The following is a 16,764-nucleotide window of genomic DNA, read 5'->3' as shown; positions in this document are numbered from 1 at the left end:
CACGTCGATGCTCTTCATCCTCTTCACGCTCGATAGCGAACGGTATGTGATCGACGCGACACAGGTGGAGCGTCTGATGCCGCTCACGCCGCAGTCGCCGCCGAAGACAATCCCCGGGGCGCCGTCGTGGGTGGCGGGCGTGCTCGATCACGAAGGCGCGCCGCTGCCGCTGATCGATCTGCCGGCGCTCGCGCTCGGCCGTCCCGCCGCGCAACTGATGTCGACGCGCATCGTGCTGGTGCGCTATCCGCTTGCCGGCACGACGCGCTTGCTCGCGCTGCTGCTCGAAGGCGCGACGCGCACCATTCGTCTGGACGTGGCGGCGTTTCAGGATGCCGGTCTCGACATGCCGCACGCGCGTTATCTCGGCCCGGTCGCGAGTGAAGCGGGTGGCCTCGTGCAGTGGATCCGCGTCGAGCATCTGCTGCCCGACGACGTTAAAGCGCTCCTCTTTCCCGAGGCGCACGCATGAACGCGCATCACGACAACGCGCCGCTCTATCGACGCTTTGCGGAGCTGTTGCATCGGACCATCGGGCTCGATGCGGCATCGCTCGGTCATAGTGCGATCGAGCGCGCGGTCGACCAGCGCGTGGCGGCGTGGTGTGCGGACGGTCACTCCGAGGCCACGCTCGCCGACTATTGGGAAGCCGCGCAATGTTCGCCGTCGATGTTGCAGGCGCTGATCGAAACGGTCGTCGTGCCGGAAACCTGGTTCTACCGCGACGCCGACGCGTTCAAGGCACTCGCGCGGCTCGCGCATGAGCGTCTCGCCGAGCGCGGTAACGCATTGCCGCTACGCGTCCTGAGCCTGCCCTGCTCGACCGGCGAAGAACCGTACACGATCGCGATGACGCTGCTCGACTCAGGCATCGACGCCGCGCAGTTGCGCATCGACGCAATGGATATCAGCGACCGTTCGCTCGCCGTCGCGCAACGCGCTGTCTACGGACGCAATTCGTTTCGCGGCAATGCGTTTCCGTTTCGCGACGCGCACTTCACGCGCACCGAAGACGGCTGGCGTCTCGCGCCGCGCGTGGTCGACGCAGTGCGTTTTTCGCGCGCCAATCTGATGCAGCTCGATGCATCGTCGCTTGGCGTCTACGACTTCGTGTTCTGCCGCAACGTGCTGATTTACTTCGACCGCGACGCGCAGCAAAAAGCCTTGCAGGCGCTCGATAGCATGCTCGCCGAAAACGGCACGCTGTTCGTCGGCCCCGCGGAAACCGGGCTGCTGATGCGTTACGGCATGCAGTCCGCGAAGATCCCACTGGCGTTCGCGTTTCATCGCGGCGCGCCCGAGGAAGCGCAGTTGAAAAGCTGGCACACTGCGCCGCTCGCCACTGCTGCCGCGCTCGCGATGACGCGTTCACAGGTGCCGGCGCGTGCTCCGCCACACGTGTTTTCCGCGCAGCCTTTCGCGTGGCCCGATCCGGTTGCGCGCACGCCGTTCAATGGTGTGACGTCGTTCACGCCGCGTGACAGGGTCGCGCCGTACATGCGCGAGACGTCGACGCCCGCTCCACCGCCGGCACACAACCCGCTGTCGCCGGCGGCCAACGCAGCACGCGACACATTGAAAACCGCGCACGCGCTAGCCGACGCCGGCCGCCTCGCGGAAGCCGCCACGGCGATCAACGCCTATCTGGAACACCACGCCCCGCACGCCAATGCGTTTTATCTGCTCGGCGTCCTGGCCGATGCCAACGGTGATGCGAACCTCGCACGCAGCCAGTATCGCAAGGCGCTGTATCTCGACCCTCAGCATGCGGAAGCGCTCGCGCATCTTGCCACCTTGCTTGAACTCGAAGGCGATCGCGACGGCGCACGCCTGTTGATGCAACGCGCGTCGCGCGCGCAAGGGGCGCAACGTGGCTGACGCGCAGACGGTGACCTTCGACGATTGCTGGAATCGCATCGGCGTGCGCGGCGATTCGTCGTGCGAGCGCCTTGTCGAATACGTGCGCTGCCTGAATTGTCCGGTGTTCGAAACGGCCGCGGCCAAACTTCTCGAACGGCCGATTTCCTCGGTGGATCTCTCGCAGCACGACCTGCGCGCGCCGGTGCAATCGCAGCAGAATGTGCAAGGCGCGAGCGAATCGTTCCTCGTCTTTCGCATCGGCGACGAATGGCTGGCGCTGCCCACGCCGATCTTCAAACGCATCGTGCAGACGCGGCCGATTCATACGTTGCCGCATCGGCAGCATCGCGCGGTGCTGGGCGTGGTGAATGTGCAAGGCGAGTTGCTGGTGTGTCTGTCGCTCGCGCACCTACTCGGTTTCGAAGCCGACGCCGCCGCACGCGACGATCGCGCGCGTCACGATCTGCCGCGTTTGCTGGTGGTCTCGCGCGCTGAAGAACACGCGGTGTTCCCGGTGGATCAGGTCGACGGCGTGCACCGGATTGCGACGGCCAGTTTTTGCTTGCCGCCCGCCACGCTTTCGCAAGCGGCGGCCGCGCATACGCGCGCAGTCGCGCCGTGGCGCGGCATGAGCGTCGGCCTGCTCGACGCCGACGCACTCTTCGACACCTTGAACCGGAGTCTCGGATGACGGACGATCCACGCCGCCCGTCGCTGATCGATCTGTTCCGCGAAGAAGCGCGGACGCAGGCGCGCGTGCTCAACGATCGCCTGCTCGCGCTCGATCGTGCACCGCGCGATGCCGGTGCGCTCGAGGCCTGCATGCGGGCCGCGCATTCGTTGAAGGGCGCGGCGCGTATCGTCGGCGTGCAGGTCGGCGTCGAACTCGCGCATGCCATGGAAGATTGCTTCGTCGCCGCGCAGGAAGAGCGTGCGTTGCTCGACGCCGCATGGATCGACGAGTTGCTGCGCGGGGTGGATATCGTCGCGCGCATCGGCAATGATGAAGACGAGTCGGCGCGTGACGCGGTCGGCACATGTGTCGCGTCGTTGCAGGCGCGTATGGCGGGCGTGGTGCCGCATAGCGTGGCGGTGCGGCGGGATGTGGCGCCGCCGGCAGCCGCGCCGCTTGAACCCGCGCGCAGCACTGCCGCCGAACCTCCAACAGCCTCAGTCGCCTCGCTACCTTCGGGCTCAAGTTCGGACGCAGACGCAGACCCGGACGCCGCATTCAATCTGCTAGCCGATGCGCTGCGCGCCGAAGCGACACCGGCCTCCACCGCGCCACCGCCCGCACCGGACGGTACGCCTGCCACGACACCCGCGTCGAACAGCGCGCGAGGCACAAGCACCACAACCACCGAACCCGGCCGCATGCTGCGCGTACGCGCCGACAACCTCGACCGCCTGCTGTCGCTATCGGGCGAATCACTGGTCGAATCGCGCTGGCTAAAACCCTTCGCGCAATCGATGCTGCGCGTCAAGCGCGTCCAACGCGACAGCACTCGCGCGCTGGATCAACTGCACGAAACGCTCGCCGACCTCAAGCTCGATCCGCGCGCGCAAGCCGCGCTTGAAGAAGTTCGCCGCCTAACCGCCGAATCGCAGCATCTGCTGGCCGAACGTCTCGCCGATCTGGAAAGCTTCGACCGTCGCTCGACCCATCTGTCGCAGCAACTCTACGACGCCGCCCTGCAATGCCGCATGCGCCCATTCGGCGACGGCACCGGCGGACTCGCACGAATGGTGCGCGACGTCGCGCGTTCGCTCGGCAAGAAGGTGCGCTGGCAGTTGGTCGGCGAATCGACTCAGGTGGACCGGGACATTCTCGATCTGCTCGAAGCGCCGCTGGGCCATATGCTGCGCAACGCGCTCGACCACGGCATCGAAACACCCGCCGTGCGCCTCGCGTGCGGCAAGCCGGAAGAAGGCACGCTCACGCTCGACGCGCGTCACACAGCCGGCGCGCTGCTCATCACCGTTTCCGACGACGGCGCGGGCATCGACCTCGACGCCTTGCGCGCGTCGATCGTCCGCAAGAAACTCGCGAGCGACGAAACGGCCGCGCGTCTGTCCGAAGCCGAGCTGCTCGAATTCCTGTTCCTGCCGGGCTTCTCGCTACGCGATCAGGTGACCGAGGTCTCGGGCCGCGGCGTCGGACTCGACGCGGTGCACGACGTCGTCAAACGCGTGCGCGGCACGGTGCGAATCACGCACGAACCCGGCCTCGGCACGCGCGTCCAATTGCAGTTGCCGCTGACGCTCTCGGTGATCCGCAGCCTGCTGATCGAAGTCGCGGGTGAGCCATACGCGGTGCCGCTCGCGCATGTGAACCGCACGCTGCACGTGAGCCGCGCCGAGATCGAATTGCTCGAAGGGCATCAGCACATCGCGTTTTCCGGCCGGCGCATCGGCGTGGTCACTGCGCATCAGATTCTCGACACCGCGCCGCCCGCGGATGAAAGCGGCACCGTCAGCATGATCGTGATCGGCGACGGCCCGCAAACCTACGGCGTGGTGGTCGACCGTTTTCTCGGCGAGCGGATGCTGGTGGTGCAACCGCTCGATCCTCGTCTCGGCAAAATCCGCAACATCACCGGCGGCGCGCTGATGGAGAACGGCGATCCGGTGCTGATCGCCGACGTCGACGACTGGCGGCGCTCCGTCGAAAGGCTCGTTGCGGGCGGCGACCTCAAGCATACGCAACACGGCGTCGCGCACGCGGCGCAGCGCGCCACGCGCCGCGTGCTGGTGGTCGACGATTCGCTCACCGTGCGCGAACTCGAACGCAAGCTGCTGGCCACGCGCGGTTATGACGTGACGATCGCCGTCGACGGCATGGACGGTTGGAACGCCGTGCGCGGCGAGCGCTTCGACCTCGTCATCACCGATATCGACATGCCGCGCATGGACGGTATCGAGCTGGTCACGCTCATCAAACGCGATCCGCAGTTGCAGTCGCTGCCGGTGATGATCGTGTCGTACAAGGACCGTGAAGAGGACCGCCGCGCCGGCCTGAACGCGGGCGCGGACTACTATCTGGCGAAAGGCAGTTTTCATGACGAAGCACTGCTCGATGCGGTGCGCGATCTGATCGGCGAAGCTTACGGTTAAACCTACGGGTAAAACGGATGAAAATCGGAATCGTCAACGACATGCCGCTCGCCGTCGAGGCGCTGCGTCGAGCGCTCGCGGCGCGCCACGACTTCGAGGTGCTGTGGATCGCGCAGGACGGCCAGCAGGCGGTCGATTTCTGCACCGCGCAACGGCCCGACATCGTGCTGATGGATCTGGTGATGCCGAACGTCGACGGGATCGAAGCCACGCGCCGCATCATGGCGCGCGCGCCCTGCGCGATCCTGATCGTTACCGTCGATGTGGGCGCGAACGCGTGGCGCGTTTATGAAGCGATGGGCGCGGGCGCGCTCGACGCCGTCGATACGCCCTCGCTGAGCGGTCCCGATGCGCACAAGAGCATCGCCACGCTGATCGCGAAGATCGACCGCATCGCGGCGCTCGTCAAGGAACGCAATGCGCCCGGCGCGGCGGCCGCGGCAACGCCCGCCTGCTTGACGAACCGCGACACGCCGCTGGTGGCGATCGGCGCATCGGCGGGCGGACCGGCGGCGCTTGCCACGCTGCTCGCCGGTTTGCCGAAGGATTTTGCGGCGGCCATCGTCATCGTGCAGCACGTCGATGCGGCGTTCGCCGCCGGCATGGCGGACTGGCTGAACCAGCAATCGGCGTTGCCCGTGCGAATCGCCCGCGAAGGCGACCGGCCGCAAGCGGGCGTCGCGTTGCTCGCCGCCACCGACGATCATCTGCATCTGAAATTGCCCAACGTGCTCGGCTACACGCCCGTGCCGGAAGAGACGCCTTATCGGCCTTCCGTCGACGTGTTTTTTCACAGCGTGGTGGCGCGCTGGCCGGCGCGCGCGGTCGGCGTGCTGCTCACCGGCATGGGCCGCGACGGCGCGATCGGCCTCAAGGCGATGCGCACCAAGGGCTATCACACGATCGCGCAGGACGAGGCGACCAGCGCCGTGTATGGCATGCCGAAAGCGGCCGCGGCGCTCGACGCCGCCGCCGCGATCCTGCCGTTGCCGCGCATCGCCGCCGCACTTGCGACGGCGGTCAACTCGCGCTAGCCGCTCACTCGCCGCCGATGAGCCGCTTCGATTCACTCACATTCATTCTGGCTGAACAACATGGACACTCCTAAACCGCATCAGAACACCGCCGCGCAGGACTTCGCGTCGGACGCGGCGGACGCTCCCAATCTCGCGATCGATGACGCTTTGGCGCGCATCCTCGGCAATCCGCCCGCGGCGGAGTGCCCGATCATGGTGTTGCTGGTCGACGACCAGGCGATCATCGCCGAGGCGATTCGCCAGGCGCTGGCCGACGAAGCGAGCGTCGACTTTCACTACTGCGCGTCGCCTGAAGACGCACTGCGCTGCGCTGCGGAAACGCGCGCGACGGTGATCCTTCAAGACCTCGTGATGCCGGGCACGGACGGTCTCACCCTCGTGCGCCAATACCGGCAGAATCCGGCGACGCGCGACATTCCGATCATCGTGCTGTCGACCAAGGAAGAGCCGCTCGTGAAAAGCGCGGCCTTCGCCGCCGGTGCCAACGATTATCTGGTGAAGCTGCCGGACCGCATCGAGTTGATCGCGCGCATCCGCTATCACTCGCGCTCGTATCTGAACCTGATTCAACGCGACGAGGCCTACAAGGCGCTGCGTCAATCGCAGCAACAATTGCTCGCAACGAATCTGGAGTTGCAGCGGCTCACGCATTCGGACGGCCTGACGGGTCTGTCGAATCGCCGCTACCTCGATCAATATCTGGCTGCCGAATGGCGTCGCAGCACGCGCGACAAGACCGGCCTCGGCTTTCTGATGATCGATGTGGATAACTTCAAGGCGTACAACGATACCTACGGGCACGTCGCCGGCGACGAAGTGCTCAAGCGGGTCGCGCAAACCGTCGAATCGTGCCTCGGACGCTCGGCCGATCTCGCGGCGCGCTTCGGTGGCGAAGAGTTCGCGGTGGTGGTGCCGGGCACGTCGGCGGGCGGCTTGCGTCTGCTCGCGGAAAAGATCCGCATTGCAATCGAAGGGCTGGCGATTCCGCATGCGGGCTCCGCGACCGGCGGCGTGACGATCAGCATCGGCGCGGCAACGCTCGTGCCTTCGGCCGCCGAGCCGGTGACGAAGCTGATCGAAGCGGCTGACGTCGGTCTGTATCGAGCGAAGCGGGATGGGAAGAATCAGGTGGCGGTCAGCGATTGATCGTTGCGGATGCGGTTCTACTACCGTGCAATGAAAGCGCGTCCGTTTGCAGGGCGCGTTTTCATTTGCAGCGATAGCAGCAGCAGCCGTGCGTTAGTCGGTTTCTAACGCATGCGCTTTTCTAGCATTGCCAGGACGCTGCGCCGACCGCTGCGTCGCCGAGGTACTTGCTGCGTGCTTCAACAAGCACGCTTGTGTCGATGGCGCCCTCGTCGGCCAGCGCCTTCAGCGCGGCGATCACGATCGCCTTGCGGTCCACTTCGAAGAATTCACGCAACGCCTGACGCGTGTCGCTGCGGCCGAAACCGTCGGTACCGAGCGTCACATAACGGCGCGGCACGTATGCGCGAATCAGTTCGGGCACGGCACGAACATAATCCGTGGCGGCGATGACCGGGCCCTGCGACGCTTCGAGCGCGTGCGTGACGTACGGCGCCGAAGTCGCTTCGCCAAGACGCGCGAGCCGTTCTGCCGCCATGCCGTCGCGTTGCAACTCGGTGAAGCTCGTCACGCTCCACACCGCAGCGTCGATCCACCAGTCGTCCTTCAACATCTGCTGAGCCGCAATCACTTCACCGAGAATCGCACCCGCGCCGAGCAATTGCACCCGAGCTTGCGTGCTCTCCTGCTCCTGAGTTTGCGCCGTCAGCGGATAAATGCCCTTGAGAATCCCTTCGCGCAACGCCGGCAAGTCGCCGCCCGGCACCGAAGGCTGCGCGTAGTTCTCGTTCATCACCGTGACGTAATAGAACACGTCGCGCTGCTGCTCGACCATCTCCCGCATACCCTCGTCGACGATCGCGGCAACCTCGTACGCGAACGCCGGGTCGTAAGCGCGGCAGTTCGGAATCGTCGATGCCGCCAGATGGCTCGAGCCGTCCTGATGCTGCAACCCCTCGCCGCCGAGCGTCGTCTTGCCCGACGTCGCGCCGATCAGGAAACCGCGCGCACGTTGATCCGCCGCAGCCCAGATCAGATCACCGATGCGCTGGAAGCCGAACATCGAGTAGTAGATGTAGAACGGCAGCATCGGCAGATCGTGCACGCTGTACGACGTCGCCGCTGCGATCCATGACGACACCGCGCCGGCTTCCGAAATGCCTTCTTCCAAAATCTGGCCTTTCGTATCCTCACGGTAGTAAAGCATCGAGCCGAGATCTTCCGGCTCGTACAACTGCCCGAGCGGCGAATAGATACCGACCTGGCGGAACATGTTCGCCATGCCGAAGGTGCGCGCCTCGTCGGCGACGATCGGCACCACGCGCGGGCCCACTTCCCCGTCCTTGAGCAACGCGGTCAGCATGCGGACCAGCGCCATTGTCGTGGACATGTCGCGGCCGTTCGAGTCCAGCGCGAATTGCCCCCAGGAGGACACCGGCGGGACGGTCAGCCCCTTCGATGCAACTCTCCGCCTTCTGGGCAGATAGCCTCCGAGAGCCGCCCGGCGTGCATGCAGGTATTGCATTTCCGGACTGTCTTCCGCGGGTTTGTAGAATTTCACCTGTTCGACGTCCTCGTCCGTGAGCGGCAGGCGGAAGCGATCGCGAAACGCCTTGAGGTCGTCGAAGCCAAGTTTCTTTTGCTGATGCGTGGTCATGCGGCCCTGGCCCGAGGTGCCCATGCCGAAGCCCTTCATCGTTTTCGCAAGAATCACCGTCGGCTGGCCGCGATGGTCGAGCGCCTTCGCGTAGGCCGCGTGCAGTTTGCGCACGTCGTGGCCGCCGCGACGCAGGCGGTCGATGTCGTCATCGCTCAATTGGGCGGCGAGCGCGGCAAGCTCCGGATTCTGGCCGAAGAAGCGTTCGCGGTTATAGGCGCCGTCGTTCGCCGAAAAGGTCTGGAACTGGCCGTCCACGGTATGCGCGAACGCGCGCAGCAAGGCGCCGGTGCGATCGCGCGAAAACAGCGCGTCCCAGTCCGAGCCCCACACTACTTTGATCACATTCCAGCCGGCGCCGATGAAGTGCGCTTCCAGTTCATCGATGATGCGGCCGTTGCTGCGCACCGGACCGTCGAGCCGCTGCAGATTGCAGTTGATCACGAACACGAGGTTGTCGAGCCCCTCGCGCGCGGCCAGCGAGAGCGCGCCGGTCGATTCCGGCTCATCCATTTCGCCGTCGCCGAAAAAGCCCCACACCTTGCGGCCTTCTGTTTGCACGAGGCCGCGATTGGCCAGGTAGCGCATGAAACGCGCCTGATAAATCGCGTTGATCGGGCCGATGCCCATCGAGCCAGTCGGGAACTGCCAGAAGTCCGGCATCAGCCACGGATGCGGATACGAGCACAAGCCCGGTCCGCCGATCTCGCGACGGTAGTGCTGGAGGTTTTCCTCCGAGAGAAAGCCTTCGAGGTAAGCCCGCGCATAAACACCCGGCGACGAATGCGGCTGGAAGTACACGAGGTCGCCCGTGCCGTCTTCCCCGCCAGGTGCGGCCGCGCGAAAAAAATGGTTGAAGCCGACCTCGAACAGATCTGCCGCCGACGCGTAACTCGCAATATGCCCGCCGAGTTCGCCGTAGGCCTGGTTCGCGCGCACCACCATTGCGAGCGCATTCCAGCGCAGCGCGGCGGCGAGCCGTTCTTCGAGTTCGAGATTGCCCGGATAGCGCGGCTGTTGCTCGAACGGGATCGTGTTCTGGTACGGCGTGACGTTGGTGCGCGCCGATTCAACACCCAGCGAAAGCGCATGGCTCGCAAGTTTGTCGAACAGAAACTGCGCGCGGTCGCGGCCGACATGCGCGACGACCGCGTCGAGCGCTTCCAGCCACTCGGCGGTTTCCTGCGGATCGGTGTCCGCCTGCTCCGCGCTTTCAACACGCTGCGCATTCAACGACTTCAACTGCTCGCTACCGCTGGACAAATCTGTCATGGCACCACTCCCGCATCGACGCGGTCGGTTCAAGATCGAGTGAGTCAATGGTAACCATGTGCCCACAAAATGAGCGTCTCATTTGCTTGTGATCCCGCGCTGCGATAGGCTATTTATTCCGAATTTTGCCCGCATGACGGAATATTTCATCTATGACCACACCGCCTAGACGGCTCGACCGCATCGACATCGGCATCCTGAGCCAGTTGCAGCAGAACGCGCGCATCACCAATGCGGATCTGGCGCGCTCGGTGAACCTGTCGCCCACGCCGTGCTTCAACCGCGTGCGGGCGCTCGAAAAGCTCGGTCTGTTCAAGCAGCAGGTCACGTTGCTGAACCCGGAGCCGCTCGGGCTGCGCATCAACGTCTTCATTCAGGTGAGTCTGGAAAAGCAGGTGGAAGACGCGCTGCTGCGCTTCGAACAGGCGATCTCGGAGCGTCCCGAGGTGATGGAGTGCTACCTGATGACGGGCGACGCCGACTATCTCCTGCGCGTGGTGATGCCGGATATGCAGACGCTGGAGCGCTTCATCGTCGATCATCTGACGAAGATTCCGGGCATCTCCAATATTCGCTCGAGCTTTGCGCTCAAGCAGGTGCGTTACAAGACGGCGCTGCCGCTGCCGTCGTCGGGATTGACGCTGGTCGATCCCGACGACGTGTCGACTGACTGGCGCTAAGGCTTTCCGCCCGCTCGGCTTTATGCCGTGGCGGCGCCGCTCGTGTAGCGTGCGGCCGGCAGCTTGTGCGACAGGTTCGGCTGCAGCTGCTGACGTGCGCTGTTGAAGCGCTCCCAGTCCGCCGCGTCCGGCAACGACGGAATCGTCACCAGTTCGCCCTGGTCGAGCCCGACTAAGGCGGCGTCTACCATGTCTTCGGCGGTCATCACGATCTGCTGCGGCAGATGTTCGACCGCGAGGCCCGCGCGGTCCCAGAATGCGGTGCTGGTCGCGCCCGGCAAAACCGCCTGCAACTGCACACCCTTGCCGCCCACTTCGTGATGCAGCGACTGCGTCAGGTTGAGCACGTAGGCCTTGGTGCCGCTGTAAGTGCCGTTCAACGTTTCCGGCGACAGCGCCACGATCGACGAAATATTGATCACGATGCCGTTGCCCCGCTCCACTAGGCCCGGCACGACCGCCGCCGTCAGGCGCGTGAGCGCGGTCACGTTCAGGTCGATCATTTTTTCGAGCTCGTCCACGTTCGAGTCGATCAGCGAGGCGGTCGCGCCGACGCCCGCGTTGTTGACCAGCATCGTGATGCCACGGTCCGCGCGCAGCCGTTCTTCGATGCGGCGCACGTCGGCTTTGACAGTGAGGTCCGCGCCGATCGTCTCGACATGGCGGCCGGTTTCCGTCTTCAGACGATCGGCCAGACTGTTCAGCCGCTCGACGTCGCGCGCCACCAGAATCAGGTCGTAGCCGCGCCGCGCAAGGCGGTCCGCATACACCGCGCCGATCCCCGACGATGCGCCCGTCACCAATGCCGTTCCTTTGCCTGCTTGCGTTGCCATTTGAATCTCTCCTTGCGGGCGTGGCGCCTCGCGCCTGTGCCCTGTCCGATGAATGAATGGGAAAACCGGGAAACCTCCGCCACCGCGCCGTTGTTTGCGGTATTGCGGTGTTGACGAAGCAAGTCTAGGCGCGTAGCCTGTTGTCTCAAATGTCGTATTTACCTCGTTTTAGGACATCGCAATGAGACACGTCGGCGTGGTGGTTTTTCCCGGCTTCCAGATCCTCGATATGGTCGCGGTCTCGATCTTCGAGCTGGCCAACCTGGAGGCCGGCCAACCTGAGTACGACGTGGAGGTCATTTCCGAGCATGGCGGCATGGTGCGCAGCTCGGCGGGCGTGGAGATCGCCACCCGCCCGTTCGACGATCCGGCGTATGACACCGTGGTGGTCACTGGCGCGATGCAGATCGCGCCGTCGTCGCCGGGATTGCTGGCGTTTCTGAACGAGGCGCTCGCCGCGTCGCGACGCACCGCCAGCATCTGCACCGGCGCGTTCGTGCTGGCCGAGGCCGGGATTCTCGACGGCCGCCACGCCACGACCCATTGGATTCACGCTCGCGATCTGCAGCGGCGCTTTCCGCAAACGCGCGTGGACGAGGACCGCATCTTTATCATCGACGGGTCGGTGTGGACGTCGGCCGGCATGACAGCGTGCATCGATCTGTGTCTGGCGCTCGTTGAAAACGATCTCGGCATGGAGGTGTCGCGCGCGATCGCCAAGAAGCTCGTGGTGTATCACCGCCGCACTGGCGGCCAGTCCCAGTTCTCGGCCATGCTGGACCTGGAGCCGAAATCCGACCGCATCCAGAACGCGCTCTCTTACGCCAAAAGCCATCTGCGCGAGCCGTTGACGGTCGAACAGCTCGCCGACGTCGCGCATCTCAGCCCGCGCCAGTTCAGCCGCGCGTTTCGCGACGAAACCCGTCAATCGCCGGCCAAAGCCATCGAGGCATTGCGCGTCGAAGCCGCGCGCGCCATGCTGGAAGCGGGCCGCCATTCCATGGAGGCGGTAGCCGCGGAAACCGGTTTCGTCGATACCGAACGGATGCGGCGCGCCTTTCTGCGCGCGTATGGTCAGCCGCCGCAAGCGATCAAACGCGCGGCGCGCGTGATGTAACACATGTGGTGGACAATATCGGCAACAGCGCTTTACCCGATATGACCATCCACCATGAGAGGAACGCGATGAACTACGACGACAGCAATCCCTTCGCAAGGATTCTGCGTGGCGAACTACCCTGCATCAAGGTGGCCGAAACCGATGCCGCCCTCGCCTTCATGGACCTCATGCCGCAAGCCGACGGCCATCTACTGGTGGTGCCGAAGGAAGCCGCCGCGGAGATTTTTGAATTGTCGGATGCTTCGACGGTGGCGTGCATGCGCATGACGCAGAAGCTCGCGATTGCGGTGCGCGCAGCGTTGCGGCCGGACGGCGTGTTCATCGGACAATTCAACGGCGCGGCAGCGGGACAAACGGTGCCGCATGTGCATTTTCACGTGATCCCGCGCTGGGAAGGCCAGCCGCTGCGTATGCATGCGCGCGATGTCGCCGACGCGGACACGCTCGAAGCGCTCGCCAAACGCATTCGCTCGCATTGGCGCGCCGACTGAGGCGGCGCGCGGCGCGGTTCTGCGCGCCGTCATGCGCCGTAATATGTGTAAAAGCCGCTGAAACCAGCGGTGCGTGCCGCGCGGCTAGACTGGTACTTGCCTTGTACCCACAAGGCATTGAGTGTGGATCTCTTTTGGCCTGCCCGAAACGGCAGGCTTTTTTATTGGCGCGCTTTCGCGTTGCCTGACCGCTGCGCTTACGGCGCGCGTTAAAAAACCCGCACGCGGCGGGTTTCATTTCCTAGCGATGGTACGGTGTCGGCCGTGATGCGGCGGCGGCGGACGACGATGATGGTGATGCGGCGTTGGCACACGGCGGCAACGCTTTTAGCAGACGACCACCAAACGCCCTTGCACACGAATCCCCTGCTCAATCGGCCGCCATGTTGGTCGATTCGTGCAGTGCAGCACGCAGGAGAGGCAATCCGCTGGCGAACGCAACGTGTCACAGACGATGCCGCGAGCGGCGCAGCGGATGCCGCCAGTCGATGCGACGCGGTTTCACGGGCATCGGACGCATGTCGTGCAGGTGCCGGTGTTCCTGCCACAATTCGTCGGAGAAAAGAAATGCGACGATCAGCAGCGGAATGACCAGAAAGACGCCCAATATCAAGTTCTCGATCACGGTGGCCTCCGATTGCAGGAGCATGATTTCATTGTAGAGCACCGCGCGTACCCGTACCGTGCCGCGCGCCTCATAAGCGCCACGATCGAGCCGAACACAGGCCTGCGACAACGCGACGCCCTTTACTCGCCGGACCCGCCTGCCGCCTGGTTTATCGCAAGAAAGCGCCGTGCGGGCGCGAGAGCTTGCAAGAACTCCCCGCACCGCGCCCTGACTAACTGGAAAGCGCGTGAGCCTGCATCGAACGCGCGCATCCAAACCAATAATTCTCAAGGGGAATCCAATGACGACCGAACGCAGTAGCGAACTCACCCTGCGCCCGCTCGAGCGCACCGATCTGCGCTTCGTCCATGAAGTGAACAACAACGCGAAAATCATGCGTTACTGGTTCGAGGAGCCGTACGAAACCTTCTCGGAACTGACCCAGCTTTACGACCAGCACGTGCACGACCTGCGCGAGCGGCGCTTCGTGGCCATCGACAACGAGGGGCAGACCGTCGGCGTGGTCGAGCTGATCGAACTGGACTATATCCATCGACGGGGTGAATTTCAGATCATCATCGCGCCGCATGCGCAAGGCCGCGGCTACGCAACCCTCGCAACGCAGCTCGCGACGGACTATGCGTTTTCAGTGCTGAACCTGCGCAAGGTCTATCTGATCGTCGACAAGTCGAATACGGCGGCGATCCACGTCTACGAAAAGTGCGGCTTCAGGCATGAGGCCGAGCTGATCGAGGAATTTTTCGGCAATGGCAGCTATCACAATGCGTTGCGTATGTGCATGTTCCAGTCCGAGTTCTTCGAGGCCAATCGACGCGTCGATTGACCCCCGCAAATGCGCATACGACTGCCGTTTGGCAGACCCTGTGTGCAGCGCTCCTCACACCTGGCACCATTTATCTTCTGCAAACACACCGTTATTTCGTGATTTCGGTTTAGTCGGTTGAATGACTTTGTGTGCAATGCACCAAGTACGTCGATTAAATGTAGCAAATCACTTAATTGTCGCCTCTCGTTTACGCGAACACGCGCCGCAAACCTTTACTAGTTAAAGCGGCGTGCCCTGCCCGTCTTTTAGTTATCCGTTTCAATCATGACTAATTAACCCATGGCTCAACGATTAAGCAGGTGCGATGGACGGTGCGACAATTCGCCGCTGTTGCGACCGCACACAAGATGTGCTTGTCGTTCTCTCGCATTCTCCTAAAGTGCAAGATGCGGGTTCAATCTTAAAGTTAAATACATAGCTAACCTGAGTATCCACCCGCACCGGAGGAAAATATGAAAATGCGAGTCGCCCTTGTTTTCGCCATTGCGGGATTGGCTGCCGCCACTGTTCAGGCGCAAGACGTCATGATCAAGCCGCAGCAAACCATCCAGTTCAAGGCTAATGCCTATGGTTGCCTGTCGAAGGATAAACTCGACGCCGCCGACCAGCATGCGCAAGCCGGTGAACAGCAAAAGATGCAGGAATTCTTCTCCGGATATCAATGCGTTTCGACACCGGAAAACTCGAGTTTCCGCGTCGTCCGCGTGGTCGGTCACGACGTCGAATTCGTGAATTCGGGTAATAGCGATACGCAAGGCCTCTGGGCAAACGATCGATTCATCAAGCAATAAGCTGAAACCTGACATTCCGGCGAAAACGCCGGAATGTGATTTTGCGCGCCTGTGCGTCCGTCCTCCGACTTAATAAGTCGGAGGCGGTGAACCTGTGAGTTAAAAAATCGGCTGGGCATGAAAATGCTTGGCCGTTTTTATTTGCGCACGTTAGCGTCGCTTTGAAACAGACAGAAAAAAGCCGATGCGGATTGTCTGAATCCGCATCGGCAGTACGCCTTCTCGCAAAGCGCAGGGAACAACAGTTAGCTCACTACGAGCCGATCAATGCGAATCGCGCGGTACCGGAGCGCCGCTCGATCCGACGAGGAAGTCGAGATCAGCGCCCTGATCCGCCTGCAGCACATGTTCGACGTAGAGCTTGTAGTAGCCGCGTTTGGGCGCTTCGGGCGCCTGCCATGCGGCGCGCCGGCGCGCGAGTTCTTCGTCGGTGACGTCGAGATGCAGGCGGCGTGCTTCGACATCGAGTTCGATCATGTCGCCGGTCTGCACGAACGCGAGCGGCCCGCCCGCTGCCGCTTCCGGCGACACGTGCAACACGACCGCGCCGTACGCCGTGCCGCTCATGCGGCCGTCGGAAATGCGCACCATGTCCGTAATGCCCTTTTGCAGCACTTTTTTCGGCAGCGGCATATTGCCGACTTCCGCAAAACCGGGATAACCCTTCGGCCCCGCGCCTTTGAGCACCATGATGCAATGCTCGTCGATGTCGAGCGACTCGTCGTCGATCTTCGCGTGCAGTTCCTCGATGTTCTCGAACACTACCGCTCGACCGCGATGCTTGAGCAACGCCGCGGTGGCCGCCGACGGCTTGATCACTGCGCCATTCGGCGCCAGGTTGCCCTTGAGCACCGCGATGCCGGCCTTCGGCTTGAACGGTTCGGCGAACGTCGTGATGACTTTCTCGTCGTGATTCGGTGCGCTGCGCACGTTGTCCCAGATCGTCTTGCCGTTCACGGTCAGCGCTTCACGATGCAGCAGGCCTTGCTCGCCGAGTTGCTTCAACACCGCCGGCAAACCACCCGCGTAGTAAAAGTCCTCCATCAGATATTCGCCCGACGGTTGCAGGTTCACCAGACACGGCACATTCGAACCCAGTTCCCAATCTTCTAGCGACAACTCCACGCCAATCCGCTTGGCCAGCGCGATCAGATGAACGACCGCATTGGTCGACCCACCGATCGCCGCATTCGTGCGGATCGCGTTTTCGAATGCCTGGCGCGTCAGGATCTTGTCCATCGTCAGATCCTCGCGAACCATGTCGACGATGCGCCGGCCCGCGAGATGCGCGAGCACCTGGCGGCGCGCATCGACCGCGGGAATCGCCGCGTTATGCGGCAAGCCCATGCCGAGCGATTCGACCATCGAC

Annotated in this window: 15 protein-coding genes; 11 read left to right on the top strand and 4 right to left on the bottom strand. The window is 63.5% G+C overall.

The window, feature by feature from the left end:
- Positions 1-7: 7 nt before the first annotated feature.
- The 6 genes from P0D73_RS24860 to P0D73_RS24835 are packed head-to-tail and all read left to right on the top strand — an operon-like array spanning position 8 to position 7,157.
- A complete protein-coding gene (locus P0D73_RS24860) occupies positions 8-472 on the top strand; it encodes a chemotaxis protein CheW (RefSeq protein WP_408176296.1) in 465 nt (154 codons plus the stop codon).
- A complete protein-coding gene (locus P0D73_RS24855) occupies positions 469-1,878 on the top strand; it encodes a CheR family methyltransferase (RefSeq protein WP_408433172.1) in 1,410 nt (469 codons plus the stop codon). The genes P0D73_RS24860 and P0D73_RS24855 overlap by 4 nt, the downstream gene beginning before the upstream one ends.
- Complete coding sequence (locus P0D73_RS24850; protein ID WP_408433170.1) at positions 1,871-2,551, top strand: chemotaxis protein CheW; 681 nt, start codon at positions 1,871-1,873, stop codon at positions 2,549-2,551. Before P0D73_RS24855 ends, P0D73_RS24850 begins: the two co-directional genes overlap by 8 nt.
- Positions 2,548-4,974, top strand: a complete 2,427-nt coding sequence (locus tag P0D73_RS24845; protein ID WP_408433168.1) for a hybrid sensor histidine kinase/response regulator — start codon at positions 2,548-2,550, stop codon at positions 4,972-4,974. The genes P0D73_RS24850 and P0D73_RS24845 overlap by 4 nt, the downstream gene beginning before the upstream one ends.
- A 17-nt stretch (positions 4,975-4,991) precedes the next feature.
- Positions 4,992-6,008 carry a chemotaxis response regulator protein-glutamate methylesterase gene (locus tag P0D73_RS24840; RefSeq protein ID WP_408176302.1) on the top strand — a complete coding sequence of 339 codons (1,017 nt, stop codon included), beginning with the start codon at positions 4,992-4,994 and terminating at the stop codon, positions 6,006-6,008.
- A 60-nt stretch (positions 6,009-6,068) separates the two neighbouring features.
- The gene (locus tag P0D73_RS24835; RefSeq protein WP_408176303.1) at positions 6,069-7,157 is read left to right on the top strand and encodes a diguanylate cyclase; all 1,089 of its coding nucleotides are present in this window, start codon (positions 6,069-6,071) and stop codon (positions 7,155-7,157) included.
- A gap of 121 nt (positions 7,158-7,278) precedes the next feature.
- Here the strand turns inward: P0D73_RS24835 and mdeB are convergent, their stop codons facing one another.
- On the bottom strand, positions 7,279-10,026 hold the full coding sequence (mdeB, locus tag P0D73_RS24830; protein WP_408433166.1) for an alpha-ketoglutarate dehydrogenase: 2,748 nt from the start codon (positions 10,024-10,026) through the stop codon (positions 7,279-7,281).
- A gap of 152 nt (positions 10,027-10,178) precedes the next feature.
- Between mdeB and P0D73_RS24825 the strand changes: the two genes are divergently transcribed.
- The gene (locus tag P0D73_RS24825) at positions 10,179-10,706 is read left to right on the top strand and encodes an Lrp/AsnC family transcriptional regulator (protein WP_132376471.1); all 528 of its coding nucleotides are present in this window, start codon (positions 10,179-10,181) and stop codon (positions 10,704-10,706) included.
- Positions 10,707-10,726: 20 nt separating this feature from the next.
- Here P0D73_RS24825 and P0D73_RS24820 read toward each other — a convergent pair whose 3' ends face one another.
- Positions 10,727-11,539: an SDR family NAD(P)-dependent oxidoreductase gene (locus tag P0D73_RS24820; protein ID WP_408433164.1), complete on the bottom strand. Its 813-nt coding sequence runs from the start codon at positions 11,537-11,539 to the stop codon at positions 10,727-10,729.
- A gap of 181 nt (positions 11,540-11,720) precedes the next feature.
- Between P0D73_RS24820 and P0D73_RS24815 the strand changes: the two genes are divergently transcribed.
- Positions 11,721-12,656, top strand: a complete 936-nt coding sequence (locus tag P0D73_RS24815) for a GlxA family transcriptional regulator (RefSeq protein ID WP_408176307.1) — start codon at positions 11,721-11,723, stop codon at positions 12,654-12,656.
- Positions 12,657-12,724: 68 nt separating this feature from the next.
- A complete protein-coding gene (locus P0D73_RS24810) occupies positions 12,725-13,150 on the top strand; it encodes an HIT family protein (protein ID WP_106284957.1) in 426 nt (141 codons plus the stop codon).
- Between the two features lie 445 nt (positions 13,151-13,595).
- Here P0D73_RS24810 and P0D73_RS24805 read toward each other — a convergent pair whose 3' ends face one another.
- Positions 13,596-14,048: a hypothetical protein gene (locus P0D73_RS24805; RefSeq protein ID WP_408312567.1), complete on the bottom strand. Its 453-nt coding sequence runs from the start codon at positions 14,046-14,048 to the stop codon at positions 13,596-13,598.
- A gap of 10 nt (positions 14,049-14,058) precedes the next feature.
- Between P0D73_RS24805 and speG the strand changes: the two genes are divergently transcribed.
- Together speG and sap1 are read left to right on the top strand one after the other, a co-directional pair.
- Complete coding sequence (gene speG, locus P0D73_RS24800; RefSeq protein WP_012434867.1) at positions 14,059-14,601, top strand: spermidine N1-acetyltransferase; 543 nt, start codon at positions 14,059-14,061, stop codon at positions 14,599-14,601.
- A gap of 455 nt (positions 14,602-15,056) precedes the next feature.
- Positions 15,057-15,395 (top strand): surface attachment protein Sap1, encoded by a 339-nt coding sequence (gene sap1, locus P0D73_RS24795; protein ID WP_132376475.1) that lies wholly within the window; start codon positions 15,057-15,059, stop codon positions 15,393-15,395.
- Between the two features lie 264 nt (positions 15,396-15,659).
- Here sap1 and P0D73_RS24790 read toward each other — a convergent pair.
- The coding region (locus P0D73_RS24790; RefSeq protein ID WP_408433161.1) for a dihydroxy-acid dehydratase at positions 15,660-16,764 on the bottom strand (1,105 nt) is incomplete at its 5' end.

This window comes from Paraburkholderia sp. RL18-101-BIB-B (assembly GCF_046026985.1).
GTDB lineage: Bacteria > Pseudomonadota > Gammaproteobacteria > Burkholderiales > Burkholderiaceae > Paraburkholderia.
Note: the sequence above shows the minus strand (reverse complement) of the source record. Positions and strands in the feature narration are given on the sequence as shown.